Origin of the sequence: Mycolicibacterium alvei, assembly GCF_010727325.1 — a bacterium.
Lineage (GTDB): Bacteria > Actinomycetota > Actinomycetes > Mycobacteriales > Mycobacteriaceae > Mycobacterium > Mycobacterium alvei.
The window spans coordinates 5,091,018-5,105,496 of sequence record NZ_AP022565.1 but is presented as its reverse complement, the minus strand read 5'-3'; the positions used below and the strand labels follow the sequence as shown (position 1 = coordinate 5,105,496).

The 14,479-nt window shown below is 65.7% G+C and carries 12 protein-coding genes; 4 read left to right on the top strand and 8 right to left on the bottom strand.

Annotation, left to right across the window (positions count from 1 at the left end; translation table 11 throughout):
• Nucleotides 1-2 precede the first annotated feature (2 nt).
• The gene (locus G6N44_RS24450) at nt 3-1,490 is read left to right on the top strand and encodes a hypothetical protein (RefSeq protein WP_163668524.1); all 1,488 of its coding nucleotides are present in this window, start codon (nt 3-5) and stop codon (nt 1,488-1,490) included.
• A gap of 1 nt (nt 1,491) precedes the next feature.
• Here the strand turns inward: G6N44_RS24450 and G6N44_RS24445 are convergent, their stop codons facing one another.
• On the bottom strand, nt 1,492-1,914 hold the full coding sequence (locus G6N44_RS24445; protein WP_170309424.1) for a hypothetical protein: 423 nt from the start codon (nt 1,912-1,914) through the stop codon (nt 1,492-1,494).
• A gap of 112 nt (nt 1,915-2,026) precedes the next feature.
• The gene (mshB, locus tag G6N44_RS24440; RefSeq protein ID WP_163668520.1) at nt 2,027-2,884 is read right to left on the bottom strand and encodes an N-acetyl-1-D-myo-inositol-2-amino-2-deoxy-alpha-D-glucopyranoside deacetylase; all 858 of its coding nucleotides are present in this window, start codon (nt 2,882-2,884) and stop codon (nt 2,027-2,029) included.
• Between the two features lie 640 nt (nt 2,885-3,524).
• Between mshB and G6N44_RS24435 the strand changes: the two genes are divergently transcribed.
• Nucleotides 3,525-4,892 carry a hypothetical protein gene (locus G6N44_RS24435; protein WP_163668518.1) on the top strand — a complete coding sequence of 456 codons (1,368 nt, stop codon included), beginning with the start codon at nt 3,525-3,527 and terminating at the stop codon, nt 4,890-4,892.
• A gap of 75 nt (nt 4,893-4,967) precedes the next feature.
• Here G6N44_RS24435 and G6N44_RS24430 read toward each other — a convergent pair whose 3' ends face one another.
• The gene (locus tag G6N44_RS24430; protein ID WP_163668516.1) at nt 4,968-6,839 is read right to left on the bottom strand and encodes an ABC transporter family substrate-binding protein; all 1,872 of its coding nucleotides are present in this window, start codon (nt 6,837-6,839) and stop codon (nt 4,968-4,970) included.
• A 536-nt stretch (nt 6,840-7,375) separates the two neighbouring features.
• On the opposite strand from G6N44_RS24430, the gene G6N44_RS24425 reads away from it, so the two are divergent.
• The gene (locus G6N44_RS24425; protein WP_163668514.1) at nt 7,376-8,677 is read left to right on the top strand and encodes a hypothetical protein; all 1,302 of its coding nucleotides are present in this window, start codon (nt 7,376-7,378) and stop codon (nt 8,675-8,677) included.
• Nucleotides 8,678-8,740: 63 nt separating this feature from the next.
• Here G6N44_RS24425 and typA read toward each other — a convergent pair whose 3' ends face one another.
• Complete coding sequence (typA, locus tag G6N44_RS24420; protein ID WP_163668512.1) at nt 8,741-10,642, bottom strand: translational GTPase TypA; 1,902 nt, start codon at nt 10,640-10,642, stop codon at nt 8,741-8,743.
• Nucleotides 10,643-10,929: 287 nt separating this feature from the next.
• On the opposite strand from typA, the gene G6N44_RS24415 reads away from it, so the two are divergent.
• The gene (locus tag G6N44_RS24415; protein ID WP_163668510.1) at nt 10,930-11,196 is read left to right on the top strand and encodes a hypothetical protein; all 267 of its coding nucleotides are present in this window, start codon (nt 10,930-10,932) and stop codon (nt 11,194-11,196) included.
• Here the strand turns inward: G6N44_RS24415 and G6N44_RS24410 are convergent.
• From G6N44_RS24410 to narJ, 4 genes are all read right to left on the bottom strand, one after another.
• Complete coding sequence (locus G6N44_RS24410) at nt 11,193-11,630, bottom strand: pyridoxamine 5'-phosphate oxidase family protein (protein ID WP_163668508.1); 438 nt, start codon at nt 11,628-11,630, stop codon at nt 11,193-11,195. The two genes, G6N44_RS24415 and G6N44_RS24410, sit on opposite strands and share 4 nt — an antisense overlap.
• A 5-nt stretch (nt 11,631-11,635) precedes the next feature.
• The gene (locus tag G6N44_RS24405) at nt 11,636-13,021 is read right to left on the bottom strand and encodes a WS/DGAT/MGAT family O-acyltransferase (RefSeq protein ID WP_163668506.1); all 1,386 of its coding nucleotides are present in this window, start codon (nt 13,019-13,021) and stop codon (nt 11,636-11,638) included.
• A gap of 73 nt (nt 13,022-13,094) precedes the next feature.
• A complete protein-coding gene (gene narI, locus G6N44_RS24400) occupies nt 13,095-13,820 on the bottom strand; it encodes a respiratory nitrate reductase subunit gamma (protein WP_163668504.1) in 726 nt (241 codons plus the stop codon).
• A 13-nt stretch (nt 13,821-13,833) separates the two neighbouring features.
• The gene (narJ, locus tag G6N44_RS24395; protein WP_163668502.1) at nt 13,834-14,472 is read right to left on the bottom strand and encodes a nitrate reductase molybdenum cofactor assembly chaperone; all 639 of its coding nucleotides are present in this window, start codon (nt 14,470-14,472) and stop codon (nt 13,834-13,836) included.
• Nucleotides 14,473-14,479 lie beyond the last annotated feature (7 nt).

Below are 14,479 nucleotides of genomic sequence, written 5' to 3'. Positions count from 1 at the left end.
TGATGTCTACAAGTGTTCGTTCCTATCTCGTGGCCGGCGCCGCAGCAGCCACCGCCACAGCCATCGCACTCACCCCGGTGCAGGCAGCCCCGGCTGACATCGCCATCCCGGCGCACCCGACAGCGACCCAGCCTCAACTGACGCAGGCGATGATCGATCTGCTGGCGGCTGCCAGCAGGATGACCGCCGCGGTAGCCCCCAAGGTGGCCGCCCAACCCGGCGCCCCCAGCCTGGGAGTGGCCCCGGCGGCGGCAACGACGGGCCAAGTCGGTGTCCAGAACGCCGCCAGCGACTGGCTGACCTGGGCCTACGACGGCATCCAGAGCTGGGTCGACTGGGGTGTGGCCTACGCACAGGAGATCGCCTACTGGCTGGGAGGCTGGGGAGTTCCGTTCGCCTGGGCGATCGGCGATCAGATCGGCATCTTCTACAACGCCCTGATCAAGCCGATCGCCGATGGCTACTTCGACAACTGGCTGGTTCCGGTCGTCAACGATCCGCTGAACCTCGCCGTGTGGTGGAACGGCTTCGTCAGCACCGTGGGGGCCGCGATCAACGCCGGTGTCAACTTCGGCGTCCAAGAGTTCAATTTCTTCTTCGGCTGGATTCTGCCGCCGCTGCCCGGACCGCCGCCGGGCTGGCCGTTCAACACCCTGGCCACCCAGAGCCTGTCGGCCGGACTCGCCACCCCCGGTGCCCTCTTCCCCGGCCTGCGCGAACTCGTCGGCGACGTTGTCCTGCCGCCCTCGGATTTCGTGACCGACGCAGCGGTGAACACCATCAGCGGCGCCTACGGGCTCGTGCACAATGCGACCAGCTTCGCGGTCGACGGGGCCGACAACGTTCTCGATTCGTTGCGCCTGAACTTCCTCAGCCGGCAGCTCGACATCAACCACGACCTCGTCAGCGCGCTGTCGAGTCAGGGTGTCGGCCTGACCACCGACCTGATCCAGGTCCCGGACCGCTACCTGAACGACGTGTTGAAGGACGGCCAGGGGCTCCTGGAGGCCGCCGGAACCGAAGCCCGCTTCGTCGGCAACAGCATCGTCTCGCATGGCAACAACGCGGTCGACGCCGTCGGGAACTACGTCGGCGATCAGGTCAACTACTTCACCCCCGGATTCGCGGCGACCGAGACCAACACCGACGAGGTGACGAACGTGCCGACGTCGGTGCGCGCGTCGTTGCAGGACCCGGTCGATCAGGTGAAGGACACGGCACCGAAGCCGACCAGTCCGGTCACCAACCGCAATATCAAGACCGAGACGACCGACAAGGCGACGGATCTGCCGTCGCGGGTTCAGGCCCGGGTCCAGGGCGCGGTCGACGCCGCGCAGAAGGCCCGCGACGACGCACGCGAGGCGGTCAAGACCGCCGTCAAGAACGTCACGCCGAAGCCCAGGGTAAAGAAGGAAAAGTCCTTGGCTGCCAAGGACTCCAGCGCCAACGCCCCGTCGAACACAGGCACAGACAAAGACGACAAGAAGTGAGTCAGCGGAGGTAACGCCGTCGCAGCAGTACCAGCGGAGGTAACGCGCCGGCGGCGATCAGTATCAACGATCCGAAGGCCATTACGCCCGGCCCGGCGAAGATGATGTCTCCGCCCGGTCCCCCGAACGTCATCGCCACCACGGTGGCCAGCCATGTCCACAGCGGCAACGCCGCCAACCGCATGGAATCGGTCCAGTACATGGCCGCCCAGACGAGCGCGGTATTGACGGCCCCCGCAGCCAGTGCGCTGATCGGAAACGGGATCGATCCGATGTGTGAAGGCAGCAGTAATGCGCCTACGACGGCTGAGAGGACGCCGTCAACCGCGAGCAGTGCCAGGACGACGCGGCCCAGCACAAGGTCCGAGGGCGGGTTCAGGTGGGAATGCTGTCGAGCAGACCGACCATCGAACCGACCACCCACTGGTAGTTGTCAAAACGGTCCTGCCAGTGCTGCAGGTTCGGATCCATATCGGGGTCCATGAATGTCCCTTCGACGCCACTGATTGACCGGAGCTTACCGCGTGCGGTTTCGGCTATTGCAGATTCAGCCCGGCCAGCAGGTCGGTTTCCCACCCGCGGGTATCGCGCTCGCCCGCGTCGCCCGATACGAGCAGGTAATGCTCCTCACCGAGGATCGGCAGGGCGAGGTTGTTGGACAGGGCGAATCCACTCCCGTCGGGTGCGACGGTGACCTGGGTGGCGTGCGCGCGCATCGCGGCGACCTTGGCCGGCAGTTGGGCGCCGGCCTCGACGACGGCATCGATCTGGTCGTCGGCGTACCCGAACGGAACGTCCCCGACGTCGATGCGGATCCAGTCCTCCGGCACGTCCTTCATGCCTTGGAGGCCGGCCCGCATCGCGGTGCTGGCCATGACCGTCCAATAGAACTTGGGGACGGTCCAGCCGGCGGCCGCGACGGCCGCGGTGGTGACGCGGTGGGCCTGTTTGTGGTCGGGGTGCCCGTACCCGCCGTCGGGGTCGTAGGTGACGACGACGTGCGGTTGCAGATCCTCGATGACGCGCACGAGTTCGTCTACCGCTTCATCAAAATCGGCGTCGATGAACCGCTGTTGCTTGCGCGCCGAGGAACCGTCCATACCCGAGTCCCGCCATCGACCGGGGCCGCCGAGGAATTGCGGTGCGCCGATGCCGAGTGCGCTCAGTGCCTTGGTCAGCTCGCTGATCCGGTATCCGCCGAGTTGATCGGCGTGGTCGACGGCCAGGTTCGCATAGCGATCGCCGATGACCTCCCCCTCTTCGCCGAGGGTGCAGGTCACCACATGCACGTCGGCGCCGAGCGCCGCGTAGTGCGCGATCGTGGCACCGGTGGTGAGGGTTTCGTCGTCCGGATGGGCGTGAACGAACAGCAGGCGGGGCGTTTCGCTGGGCATCGTGATCGACGATAGCCGTGCCCTGCGGGCCGCGCAGAAAGACACTCACCGCCGACCGTCAGACCGATGATCGGCCTGAAATCGCTCGCCTAGCGGCGCAACAACGTAATGGTCGACTAAACAGACCGGGCAAACCCCCGACAACGAAATCCGCAATTTTTGAAACTGACTGAGACTGCCACTTCGTTGCCAACGCAAGCAACGGAGTGGATACCGGGACCGCAGGCCCGACCAGTGTCCGGCATCTCATCCGAGCAGCCCCTGTTTTACAGATCACACTCATATGTCCAATGTGTGCGCGCTAACTTCCCGGCCCACGCCCGGATGACGTTACCGCTGGGTAACCTAACCGAACTTATCGCCAGCACCCCCGCTGGCAACCGAGTGGCATAGCGCGCCAAATGTTTGCTATGACGCTTCGAACTTATGGATAATATCGCTACATCTGGTAGCGAAACAATGCGATTTGACCGCGACAAACTCGCATTACCAGCAATATTTCAGATACCCGGAGTTCATTTGCCGGACAGCACGATGGTTCCGGGGGGCTGAAAATCTGCTGAGAGAATTTGCAGACAACTGAACTTACTTTGGGGTAACTTCTGCGCCGACCCTAGTTACGTCCCCGTAAGGAGATCCCATGCAACTCGTTTCTCGGTCGTACCTGGCCGCCGGCGTCGCGCTCGTAGGCGCCAGCGCCATCGCAATCAGCCCCCTGGCCCCGCCCGCTCCGGACGCTCACTTCCCCGCAATTGACTCCTCGTCTGCTGCGGTGAATCTCACCGCAGCCGCCAATCCCCTCGAACTGTGGGCCGAGGTGATCGGAGCCGCCGTCGGGAACATCGGCGGCCTGGGCGAACAGTGGATGGCGGACCCGGCCCCGATCCTGACCCAGATCATCGCCAACCAGCTGCACACCGCAAATGTCTTGGGCGCCGCGGCGCAGACGACGGCCGACGGACTCAAAGCCGCGCTGTCCCCCGACGGTTGGTCGAGCTTTCCAGCGTCAATGCAGGGCGCTCTCGATCTGATCGCGGCCGGGGATCTGGAGAACGGCCTCGCCAGCGCGGTATCGAGCTTCATCCTGCTCGCACTGCCGCTACAGATCGGTGTGGGCATGGCGTGGCCCGCGCTTGCGCAGCCGTTCGTAAATCTGGGACAGTTCGCCCTCCACGTCAACGACATGGTCCCGGCGATCCTGGTGAGCGGACTGCTGAGCCCCTTGACGGTAACCGCCGCCGCAACCGGACATGTCATCGACAGCCTGGTCAGCGCGGCGAGCAGCGGCGACCCGGCCGAGTTCGCGACCGCCTTGGTGAATGCTCCGGCCACCATCACCGGCGCCCTGCTCAACGGATACGACGTCTTCGGCACCCCCACCGGCGGTCTGCTGAATCCGCCGGACCAGTGGGGCATCGGCGGAGGCATCTCGACGGTGCTGACCGCAATTGCCGGCATCGCGAACTCGATCAAGACGCCGGGCGCCGATCGCGGCGATCTGCTCGGCAACCTGCCCGGCCTCGGGGGTGCGTCCGAGACGAGTGCGGTATTGGATTCCACACTCGCCTCCACCACCAAGACCGTGACGCTGGATGTCACACCGGCCAAGGCGCTGGTAGCTGCCCCGGCGGCCGTGGAGACCTCGACACCGCAGGTTGAGAAGACAGAGTCGGCTCCAATCGCCAGCGCCGTTTCCAGCACTGAAGCTGAGAGTGCAGTCGAGGCTCCGACGGCCGATGCCACGGATGCCGCTGCCGACACCGATGCAGCTGCCACCGAGGGCGACGACGCCACGAAGACCGTCACCAAGGCATCGCCTAAGGCTTCGGTCAAGGCTGCCAAGGGGCAGGCCAAGGTCAGCAATTCCGCCAAGGCGGTCCGCGACCAGGTGAAGTCAGCGGCGAAGAAGTTGACCAACGGCCTCAAGAAGGACAAGACCGGCCCCAAGAAGAGCGCGGAGAAGAAGGCCGGGTCCTCCAGCGACTCGGCCAAGGGCGCCGACAAGTAGCCCCACAGCGCGACCAGGCGGGCCCCCTTCACACGGTGTGGAGGGGGCCCACTGTTCGTTTCTGGCTGTTGCTTCCTACCGCGCCTTTGCCCAACTGCCCGCATCGCCAACGATGCCGACGGGCACGGCGCCGGACAGGCTCACGTTCTGCACACTCGGTCCGGCCGCGACGATCGTGGTGTCCTGCAGGATCGGAAGAACCGTCGCCATACTCCACAGTCGAGGTTCGACAGCCTGGATCACCTCGGCGATGTTCTGCGAACCATCGAGCGCCCCATCGATTTTCGACTGGATGCTGTGGTCGCAGATGCCGGTGATATTGCTGGGCGCCTGCACCAGCTCGTCCGATTCCGGGGCCGGAAGCGGCTGAGTGGGTGTCGGTGTGCTGGCCGGCGGGACGGGCGCGGTGCTCGTGGTGGACTTCGGCGACGGCGACGGCGCGATGCCCGGGACCGTGGTAGAGACGGCTGTCGCCTCCAACGCCCGGCAGCCGTAGCGCGAGGCGAGGCTGGTGGCCAGGTCTCCCCCGGCCTGACGCCAGCCGACGACGGCGTCGACGCGGTTGTTTGTCAACGCATCGCTGTAGAGCGCAACAGGATCCAGGGCCAGCACCGAGGCGTCGATACCGACGTTGCGGAGTTGATCGGCCGCGGTGTTGGCGACGGCGATCGATGTCGGATCGTTGGACGCCACACCGAGAACCAAGGACAGTACCGCGCCGTCCTTGGTGATGCGCTGCCTGCCGTTGTCAGGTTCCGACGATGCTCCGTCTGCAGGCGGCTCGGCTGCGGGCTCGATCTGATAGCCGGCTCCGCGCAACAGATCCAGCGCGGCCTCCCGCGACATGGCCGGCGGTGCGGTGGGGACGTAACCGGGGTCCGACGGCGAGCGCACCTGGGCCTGTGCCAGCGTCACCGTGTTGTCATCACCCGCACCCACCGACGCCAGCAGGTCGACGTCGATCAGGCCCAGGATCGCCCTGCGCACCTGGGCTTGCGCCAGGTCGGGCTGCCCGCCGCGCAGGGTCAGCTGCATCACCCGCGGGGTGACGATCCTGGCGGTACGGACATCCGGGATGGCGCTCAGCTGCGCGAAAGTTGCTGCGCCACCGTGCACCTGGGCTACCTGGGTGTCGCCGTTGCGGATCGAGTCGGCAAGCGCTGCCGGTGCCCCGCCCCGGCGGAACAACACCAGGTCGGGCTTGGCCGGCACACTCCAGTACCGGTCGTTGCGGGCCAGCAGGATCTCATCCCGTTGCGGGTCGATGCTGTCCACCCGGAACTGCCCGCCGGTGACGGGCATCGCGCGGGCCAGACCTGCGCCGAAACCGCCGGGAACGTCCTTGATGATGTGGGCCGGGAGGATGTCGTTGAACAGTTCCCGCCACGCCGGATACGGCTGGGAGAAGGTCACCACCGCCTGCTTGCCGCCCTCCACCGATTGCACTCCGGTGATCAGGTCGTAGCCGGACGGATCGACAACGCCCGGCTGGCCGACCATCTGGCGCCACAGATACCAGTAGTCGTCGGCGGCGATGGGCGCATTGTCGGTCCACTGCGCCTCGGGACGGATCTTGTAGGTGACCGTGAACGGGTTCTCACTGGTCACCTCGGCCGAATCGAGCAGCGTGGTGTCGAGCTCCCAACGCGAGCCCGTCGGGGACTTCGGGTCGGGGACCGGCCGGAACGAACTCGGCAGGACCATCGCCGCGACGGCCGCATTCACCGGCGACTGATCCGACAGCAGGTGCGGATTGAATCCGGGACCGATCGAATCGATCGCCATGATGATCTGCGTCGCCTTCATCGGGGGCGGCGGTGCTGTCTCAGTCGTCTCGGTGCTCTGCGGTGCCGGCGGGGGGCTGACCGTACAGCCGCTGAACAGCAACGTCGGCACGGAAATGAGTATGCCGATCGTCCCGTGGGCGCGGCGAAGGGGTGACGGCACGTCCCTCAGCGTATCGACTGACCGGAAGCGCACTGAGCCACGCACCGACAGGGCGTCCCAACCCCTCGATCCGCAAATGGTGGCCGGCAGGCATCGCGAGCGTGAACCCGCCGCGACAATTCGCGCGAAAAAATCGCAATCGATTCATATTGGGCGCCAAAACTGACCGATTGGGACACCTACCCCCAGATCAAATCTGATTGCTGCTCAACATTGCACGCCGGCACGAGCCAGCGCCCGGCGCGACGCCGCAAACATGGCACAACGGACGATCGCGCCACTTTGCTTGGCGGCGATGCCGATGCACAGCCTTCCCCTACTCCTCAGCTAAATCAACGACACAGGGATCCGTGACTTTCGGTTGCATGACACAACTTGCCAGGAAACTTGGCCGATCGGATGGTCTTTGTGTATGCAAAATCTCGAATTCACCTGAGAAATTCTTAAGTTGACTCTATCGTCGAGGACGTCAGTTTCGGACCAGAGCAACCAAATCAACAGGGGGAAGCACGATGCACGTTGGTGTGAAGCAATCGATGACAACAGCAACAGCGCTACTCGCGGCAGGCGCGATCACCATCGGCCCGGCAATCGGACCGGTCAGCGCACAGACCCCGGAAGCGCTGCGAGCCGCGCATGTTGCGGATATCAACCTCATGGCGAACCCGGATCCGATTGCGGCACTCCAGGGTTTCAGCGAATCCGGGTTGCGTTTCGTCCAAGGCATCGCACAGCTACCGGTGGCCGCCATCGCCGCTGCCCTCGCCATCGCCGACGGCGACCGCCAGGCCTTCTACAACTCGCTCCGTCAAGTCATCGATGCCCCGCTGTGGGCCATCGACCCCGCCCTGGGAATCAACCAAACGTCACTCACCGGCAAGGGCCTGGCGGCGCTGTTCCCCGACCAGGCCGGCGATATTCAGGCCTTCCGCAACGACGTGCTGTGGGCAGCGACCAATAATTTCCGATCATCGATCGCCGACCTCCTCGGGGTCGCCGACACCAGCACTCCCCTCGACGTGCTCACCCCGCTCGCCGGTTTCGCTGCGGGCGCCCTCGACTCCGGGTATCGACTGGTGGAAGGCCTCGCACTGGCCCCGTTCGGACCGCTCAAAGCGATCATTGACATCGCCGGCGGCATGGAGCCCAACGTCGCCGTCTACAACATGCTCAACGATTACATCAGCGCTCCACTTTGGGTGGCCGACTCCTTCATGGGTACCGGCCCGACCCAGCAGGCCATCCCCATCGGGCTGAAGGCGCTGTTGCCCAACCGAGCCGACGGTATTCAGGACTTCCGGAACGACGTGTTGTGGAAAGCGACGAACTCCGTCCGTGAAGTCGTCCGCGACGCGCTTGGCGTGGACCCGAGCGCCAATCCGAACAATCCGCAAAACACATTGGTCACCAGCAATGTGAACGAGCCTCCCGCTCCGAAGACGTTGGTCACCCTCGACGTCGAAACGGCGCCGCCGGCGCCCGAGACGGTCACGGGGGAGACGGTGCCGACGGAGAAGGTGGAGATCAAGAAACCCACGGTCGAGAGGGCGACACCGCTGGTGAGGACACGGAGTCAGCTTCGCGAGAGCCTCAACTTCAGCACGCACCAGACCGGAGCCAAGGTGTCCGGGGACTCGGACGCGTCGACACCGACCAAGCCCGACACCACCGATCTCCAAACCAGCGTCAATCAGCTCAAGGAGAAGTTCGGCTTCAAGGCCGGCAACGACAGCCCGACCCCGGGCAAAGCCACCACCACCGCCGGCAACTCCACCGGTGCCGCCACTACGAACGACGGCGCCGGCAAGAAGTCCGGCCCCAAGAGCGACGCGGCCTGAGAACTGTTGTGCCAGTAGCGATATCGCGGGGGATATCGCTACTGGCACATCACAGCTCGGAAGTTATCCGCGGGCCTTCGCCCGGGCCTTCGCCCGCGCCCGCAGCGAAGCCGTCAGCTCAACCTTGCGCACGCGGACGACCTCGGGGGTCACCTCGACGCACTCGTCCTCGGCGCAGAATTCCATGGCCTGTTCCAGACTCAGGTCCAGTGGCCGCGCCAGCGTCTCCATGACGTCGGCGGTCGACGACCGCATGTTCGTCAGCTTCTTCTCGCGGGTGATGTTGATGTCGAGATCCTCGGCGCGCGGGTTGATACCCACCACCTGACCCTCATAGGTGTCCTCACCCGGCTCGACGAAGAACTGTCCGCGGTCGCCCAGCTGGATCATCGCGAACGGGGTGATCGAGCCGGACCGGTCGCTCACCAGCGAGCCGGTATGGCGGGCCCGGATCTCCCCGGCCCACGGTCGATAGCCCTCGAACACGGCGTTGGCGATGCCGGTGCCACGCGTCTCGGTCAGGAAGTCGGTGCGGAAGCCGATCAGCCCGCGGCTGGGCACCACGAAGTCCATCCGCACCCAGCCGGCGGCGTGGTTGGTCATCTGTTCCATCCGGCCCTTGCGGTTGGCCATCAGCTGGGTGATGGAGCCGACGAACTCCTCCGGGCAGTCGATGGTCAGCTCTTCGAACGGCTCGTGCAGCTTGCCGTCGACGTTCTTGGTGACCACCTGCGGCTTGCCGACGGTCAGCTCGAAGCCCTCGCGCCGCATCTGCTCGACGAGGATGGCCAGCGCCAGCTCACCGCGGCCCTGCACCTCCCAGGCGTCGGGACGGCCGATGTCGACGACCCGGATCGACACGTTGCCGACCAGTTCGCTGTCGAGGCGGTTCTTGACCATGCGGGCGGTCAGCTTGTGGCCCGACACCCGACCAGCCAGCGGCGAGGTATTCGTGCCGATCGTGACCGAGATGGCCGGTTCGTCGACCGTGATGCGCGGCAGAGCGTGCGAGTTGTCGGGATCGGCCAGGGTGTCGCCGATCATGATCTCCGGGATACCCGCGACGGCGACAATGTCGCCGGCGACGGCATCTTCGGTCGGAGTGCGGTCGACGCCCTCGGTGGCCAGCAGTTCAGTGATCTTGGCGGTGGTGATCACCGGGGACCCGTCCACCTCACGCATCCAGGCGACCTGCTGCCCCTTCTTGAGCCGGCCGTTGTAGATGCGGATCAGCGCGAGGCGGCCCAGGAAGGCCGACGCGTCAAGGTTGGTGACCAGGGCCTGCAGCGGCGCCTCCGGATCACCCGAGGGTGCCGGGATGTGCTCCATCAGCACGTCGAACAGCGGGTCCAGGTTCTCGCCCTCGGGGTTCTCACCGTTGGCGGGCTGCGTCGTCGACGCGATACCGGCCCGGCCCGAGGCGTACAGAGTGGGCAGATCCAGCGCCTTCTCGGCGGCGGCCTGAGCCTCGTCGTCCAGGTCGGAGGCAACATCGAGCAGCAGGTCGTGGCTTTCCTCGACCACCTCGGCGATGCGGGCGTCGGGCCGGTCGGTCTTGTTGACCACCAGGATCACCGGCAGGTGCGCGCCGAGGGCCTTGCGCAGCACGAACCGGGTCTGCGGCAACGGCCCCTCCGAGGCGTCCACCAGCAGAACCACGCCGTCCACCATGGACAGGCCGCGCTCCACCTCGCCGCCGAAATCGGCGTGACCAGGGGTGTCGATGACGTTGATCACCGTCATCGTGCCGTCCGCGTGGTGCCGGTGCACCGCGGTGTTCTTGGCCAGGATGGTGATGCCCTTTTCCTTCTCCAGGTCACCGGAGTCCATCAGGCGTTCGACCGCGTCGTCGCCGCGGTGCGTCAAGGCACCCGACTGCCGCAGCATCGCGTCGACTAGGGTCGTCTTGCCGTGGTCGACGTGGGCGACGATGGCGACATTGCGAAAGCTCGGGCGTGAATCCACCTCGACATTCTCGCAGGCTGGCCGGTCGATCACGAAAACGAGAGAGCCCCGTCACGTTGAAGCCCGCAAAGATCGCCGGCCTGAAGCCCAAGAAAAAGTGCTGCAAGAGCAAGCCCCGCTGCAAACGCTGTCCGCTGGTTCTACACAAGGTGCGCAAGGCTGAGCACAACGGATTACGCGGTAAAGAACTGGACAAGGTCTTCAAACGAGCCAGGAAGTCCTAGGTTTCGCGAGTACCGTTTGAGGTATCCGTCACACTGCGATAGGCGAGCTTGGAGGTGCCGGTCATGACGGTTTATGAAGCGCTCACGGTCGCGTTGATCATGGTGCTCGCTGCGGGGACCACCGTCGCGATCTACGTCGGCATGGCCAACTGGATCGGCGCCTGTTACATGGTCCGGTGCAGCGAATGCCACCATCTGACCTTCGCGTCGGCCAACCGGCCGCAGGCTTCCTGCGCGCACTGCCGTCACCCGGTGCTGCTGCACCCCCTGTACGCGACGCAGCACCCGGGTCACGCCGTACGGGTGGTCGGCGACCGGCTCCGGTACTAGCCGGTGCCCGCCGCACCGTAGTGCGGCATCGCATGGTCCCGGAGCTGACGTCCGGTGACCTTCTCCGAGCGGATCCGCACGAAATGATCGCGCCGTCCCTCGGCCCACGGTTGCACGAACGTCCCGGCGATTTGCACCTGCTCGTCCACGCCGGTGATGTGCTCGGCATGCCCGACGATCGTGACGCTCCAGCCGCTGCGTAGATCGGCATCGAGCTCGTCGGCCTGGAACGCCACCACCTGGTGGTCGGTCGCGGCGACCAGCTTGGGCCCGCCGGCCACCCGGATCACCACATCGTCATGCCACAACCGGAAGTTGACGGGCTGCACGGCCGGTAATGCGTCCTCGGTGAACACCAGCCTGCCGACGCGTACCCCCTCCAGCAGATCCAGACACTGCCTGCGGGTGAGGACGCCGAGTTCAGATCCCTTCATGACGATCAACCTCCTTCTACCAGTTGCAGGGTACCCATCGGGGTGCTGCGCCAGTGGCCAATACTGATATCGACCAGACGGGCAACCGCACGTTCGATGCCGCGGGCCAGTTCGGACACATCCGGCGCCGAGTCGTAATCGCCGATCACTCCGAAGGCCAGGCGGTCGGCGTAGCTCATGATCGCGATGCCGGTCCGCAGTTGCATCGCCAGCGGCGGAATCGGAAGCAACCGGACGATCTCACAACCCATGACACGCAACCGATTCCGCGGACCCGGGACATTGGTGGCCACGGTGACGACGCCGCGCTGCGGCAACCGGGTCAGTGCCCGCACCGTCCACGCCGTGAGCGGGAACGGAATCGCGTTCGCCGCGGACGCCAGAATGTTCCCCGCTTCGCGCTGCCCACTGGCCTTGGCCCTGGACAGCCTGGAATGCACGGCGCGCAACTGCTGTACCGGATCGGCCTTGTCGACCGGGAGGTACGGCAACATCACCGACACGCGGTTGTCGGTCCGACCGTCCGCATCCGCGGTGCGCACCGAAACGGGCACCAGAGTGCGCAGCGCGTCGCGCGTCGGCTTTTCACCGCGGCGGATCAGTGTGTTCCGGAATGTGTCGGTGATCGCCGCCAGTGCAACATCATTGACGGTCACACCGAATTCCCGGCACACCGTGTCGACATCGTCCATCGACACCTCGCCGGTGGCATAGCGCCGCATACTGCTCACCGGGCCGGTCAACGAGGTTGCCGCCGCCGGACGCAGCAGGCCGGTGACGATGTCGAGAGCGCCGTGTACCGCCTGCATCGCGGCCGCGGGCAGCCCGCTCGAAATGCGCCACGCCTTACCGATCCACTCGACAGGGCCGAAAGCAGCCGGCCCCCCGGCGGCTTGGAGTTTCGCACCGGGTCCGGCCAGGCCACCGTCGTCACACAGCCGGCTCAACAGACGCGTGGCCGCGATCCCGTCGGCGATGCAGTGGTGGACCTTCAGCAGGATCGCCCATCTTCCACTGGCCAGGCCGTCGACGATCCAGCACTCCCACAACGGCCGGTCCCGGTCGAGACGACGTTCCATGATGTCGGCGGCCCACCGGTACATCGCCGCATCGTCACCGGGTGCAGGCAGCGCCGTGTACCGAATATGGTGTGCGGCATCGAAGTTGGTGTCGTCGGCCCAGTGAGGCGCGCCGAGGTCAAGCGGCTGGGTGTGCAGCAGTTGATGCAATCGGGGTACGGTCAGGGCGCGCTCGGCCAGCGACGCCATGACCTTCTCGGGCCGGGGCATCGGGCCGTCCAACACCGCGATCGCCCCGATCGCCAGGCTCGCGTGCCGGTCGGAGTCCTCCGCTTCCAGGAACCCTGCGTCAAGTACGGTCAACTGCTCCATAGAACGATCGTCCACCTTTTGGCCCTGACCGGGCAGGGCCAAAGGTCCCTACTTGAGACGCCGGCGTACTTCCTCACCAGCCCCGACGGTGCGGCCGTGAGCCGACCAACTCACTGCGCTCGGCGACATCACGGCTGCGGTACACGACGTAAGGACGGAACAGGTAACCGATCGGGGCGCTGAACACGTGCACCAGTCGGGTGAACGGCCACAGGCAGAACAGCGCGAGCGCGATCATCACGTGGATGTGGAAGTACACCGGCGCCTGGGCCATCAGGTCACCGCGGGGCTGGAAGATCCAGATCGAGCGGAACCACGGCGACACGGTTTCGCGGTAGTCGTGCTCGGCACCCCCCGGCGTCACACCCATCGCGGTGCAGGCGAAGCCCGCCACCATCGCCGCCACCAGCACGAGGTACATCGTCTTGTCGTTGGCCGTGGTGGCCATGAAGACCGGGCCGGTGACGCGGCGGCGGTAGATCAGCAGGGCGATCCCGACCAGCGCGGCGATGCCGGCGATGCCGCCCAGGATCACCGCCTGGAGATGGTAGACGTGAGCATTCATCACCAGGTCCATCCACGACTCGGGGATCAGCAGGCCGATGACGTGCCCGATGAACACCACCAGGATGCCGAAGTGAAACATCGGACTGGCGATCCGCAGCAAGCGCGACTCATAGAGTTGCGATGAACGCGTGGTCCAGCCGAACTTGTCGTAGCGATACCGCCACCAGGTGCCGACGGCCACCGTCGCCAGCGTCACGTACGGCACGACGTCCCAGAAGATCTCCCAGTTCATCTCAGCAGTCTCCTTACGCCCTACGTGGCGGTACGGTCAGTTGAAACGGTTGCAGTCCAACGGATTCAGCGGGCGGACCGGCCATCATCAGGTGTGCCACGTCGTCGACGGAGGCCAGGGACGGCAGAGTTGCGGCCACCGCGGCGACCACCGGCGAGTACGGCGAGCCCCCGTCGGCCAACGCGCGCGCAACCACGCCGATCGGGACCCGGTACTTGGCGAGCAGTCGCCGGCCTGCATCGGGGTCGACGGTGGCGGCGAACTCCAGCACCACCGGAAGATGATCGGGTGCCTCGGCTTTCGGCATCTCAACCCCCGCGGCACGGTAGGTCTGGGTGAATTCGACCATCTCCGCGCCACGGTTGCGGGTATCCCCGGACGTCCAGTAGGTCAGCAGCATGGTGCAGCGCTTCTGCAGATCGAAGGTTTCGACGTACTCCTGCGCCAGCTCCATGGTGGGCCGAAGGCTCAGCCCGACAACCGTTTCGCCCAGCAACGCCCTGGGCTCACCGGTGACGTGGTCCAACAGGCGGGCCGCGGTCTGCAGTCGATCGGCATGGCCGTCGTCCGGGTAGGCGAGCAGCAGCGACGCCGCCTGCCACACCAGGCGGTCCTGCAGCGGGCTGCCGGAGCGGCTCCTACGCTTCCTCACTCGTTCT